Annotated in this window: 1 protein-coding gene and 2 pseudogenes; 2 read left to right on the top strand and 1 reads right to left on the bottom strand. The window is 59.3% G+C overall.

What is annotated here, in order from left to right; all coding sequences use genetic code 11:
* Positions 1 to 66 precede the first annotated feature (66 nt).
* Positions 67 to 261: pseudogene (locus NKH01_RS35110) on the top strand (transposase domain-containing protein); the annotation flags it as partial.
* 404 nt (positions 262 to 665) lie between these two features.
* Positions 666 to 1498 (top strand): IS5 family transposase gene (locus NKH01_RS35105; protein WP_353024735.1). Its coding sequence is split into 2 segments (ribosomal slippage): positions 666 to 1374 and positions 1374 to 1498, totalling 834 coding nucleotides; the frame shifts between segments, so codons are not numbered across the junction.
* A gap of 143 nt (positions 1499 to 1641) precedes the next feature.
* On the opposite strand, the pseudogene NKH01_RS35100 reads toward NKH01_RS35105, so the two are convergent.
* Positions 1642 to 2373: pseudogene (locus tag NKH01_RS35100) on the bottom strand (IS110 family RNA-guided transposase); the annotation flags it as partial.
* Positions 2374 to 2577: the final 204 nt, after the last annotated feature.

The raw sequence follows: 2577 nt of genomic DNA, 5'->3' as shown, positions 1-2577 counted from the left end.
GCCCAACCAACGGATGGAATGGATAGGTGACGACAACGTCGAAGCCCGGATTCCCGGCATTATGACGCTGCTTCCGACGGCGGCGCCGAGCATTGGGCAACGATCGCTTCGCTGATCGAGACATGCAAGCTCAACGGCGTCGAGCCTCACACCTACCTCGCTGACGTGATCGCCCGGATCGTCGCCGGCCATCCACAAAGCCAGATCGACGATCTGCTGCCTTGGGCCTACAGACCTATGCCGCTCAAGGCCCTGGCCTGAGAACAGCGGTTACGCTGGGTAGTGCCGCGCGAGCAGAGGTGCGACCCCGGCCGAGCCGGCGACAGCGAAAGCCGGCGATAGCACCGCGATCATCGTCATTGCGGGAGAGACATGTCGGAGGTCTACGGCGCCAAGGTCCCCGTAACGAAGAAGACAAGCGTTACAATGCTGGACCTTCTTCCAACCATCATCGACAACAACCAGCGTCAGTTCTTCGCGCACACCCGGTCTCTTTGTCTCCGAGCAGCAGACGCCGTGGTCGCACATGACCGCTGGCCAAGATGGTTTCCGCAAGGCGTGTTCCTAAGAGCCTGACCCGAAACTCGGTTTTGGGGGTGGAAGCGTTGAGTGGCCCCGTCCGTTGTGATTCGTTTAAGTTGTCTAGACTTGAACGGGATCACGACATGGGTTGGACGGAGACCACCCGCCGGCGATATTGCCGCGCGGGGCAGCGAGATGCAAACGCGTTGACGGACAGGGAATGGGCGTTGCTCGAGCCGTTCTCGCCGGGAACGAAGACAACGGGACGACCGCGGACGACAGAACTTCGAGCGGTCGTGCACGCGCTCCTCTACATCGCCTGGACCGGCTGCCAGTGGCGGGCATTGCCGGGCCGGTTCCCGCCGGTCTCGACCGGTCAACGCTATTTCTATGCCTGGCGGGACAACGGGCTGTGGAAGACCATCAACTTCCACTTGGTGGCTGCGGCACGCCTGGCGCTTGGCCGCGAGGCGAGCCCGAGCGCCGGTGTCATCGACAGCCAATCGGCAAAGACCACGGACGTTGCCGGTTTGCGTGGTTACGACGCCCGCAAGAAGGTCAAAGGCCGCAAGCGCCATATCATTATCGACACCGAGGGACACTTGGTCGGGCTGACGGTGCACACGGCCGACATCCAGGACAGGGATGGGGCAGTCGGCGTCATCGCCTCTATTCGACGGCTTTATCCCTGGTTGCGCCATCTGTTCGCCAACGGCGGCTACGCCGGAGAAAAACTGTCGCAGGCTCTGGCCATTCTCGGTACATGGACCATCGAATTCATCAAGCGCTCCGACGCGGCCAAGGGCTTTGAGGTGCTGCCACGACGATGGGTTGTCGAGCGAACTTTCGCCTGCTGGGACGTTGTCGCCGGCTCGCCAAGGACTTCGAGGCGACCATCGACAGCGCCGAGGCATGGATCTTCATCGCCTCGATCGGCCTCATGCTTCGCCGTATGGCAGCTCCGCGTCGTGCGTAACCGAGTTTTGAGTCAGGCTCTAACAGGGAAACGGCCTTGAATGGCCACTGGACATTGACGGATTGTCACGCGTTTGGATCGATCAATCGCACCATCGCTCTTCTCTTGCAAGTTCACCGCATCAGCTCCCCACGACAGCGACTCTATCGCGCTCCCGTGACGGCCAATTTTCTATGCTGCCTGTGGCATCCTTCTATTCGCCGATACGTTTCGCCGCTCACCATGAGCTTCCAGGCAATACGAGCGATGTTGTTAGCAAGCGCCACCGCAACCAGCTTAGGCTTTTTCCGGCGCAGCAGTTCTGTGAGCCATCGCGAAGCATGTCTGGTTCGGCCTGGTTGAAGAATAGCAGTTGCGCCAACCACTAATACGCTTCTCAACATCTCATCGCCGGCGCGGGTAATGACCCCCAGCCTGACCTTGCTGCGGTTGAATGTTTTTTCGGTGTGAGGCCTGTCCAGGCATCAAAATCGCGACCAGACTTAAACATCCGAGGATCTGGGGTGTTCATCATCAAGAGGGATGCGCCGACCGGGCCAACAGGAGATATCGGCTAGGCGCCTGCTGCGGCGCGGTGCAGATCCTTCAGCTTTTCCTCGATCAGCTGGGTTCCAGAGGCCGACCGCGATATTCGTCACCATGCACAGCAAAAAGCTCTCTAGCGAGTTCCGGCAGCGACTGGTCTCCCGCTATTTCGGTCTGATAGCGGTTCGACCCTGCACATGCCAAAGGCCGCGGCGATACCGAATTCCATGGCAAATCCGCGTATGGCATTGGCGCGTTGTGTTCGATTGCGGATAAGTCTCTCTCGCATGCCGCATCAAGGCAGCCTGCTGGTCGGCGGTTTTCGCCGGAACGAACCGCATGGTGGGGCGACATTTCTTGCCGCCCGATCCGGCGAAAGCCGTCACAAATCAGAAGGTTCTCATTTCGTTCATGGATTCCGGGCATTACTAGTAACGCCCCTGCGCAACATGGTTTCTAATCGCAGCATTTGGTGAAATATCCATTGCAGCAGCGGGTCGCTATGACGCGAAACTCTGATCCTGTCATGTCACAGTGTTCTCGGTCGACAAACT

The sequence above is a fragment of the Mesorhizobium sp. M1403 genome, assembly GCF_040317695.1.
In the GTDB taxonomy this organism is placed as follows: domain Bacteria; phylum Pseudomonadota; class Alphaproteobacteria; order Rhizobiales; family Rhizobiaceae; genus Mesorhizobium.
Note: the sequence above shows the minus strand (reverse complement) of the source record. Positions and strands in the feature narration are given on the sequence as shown.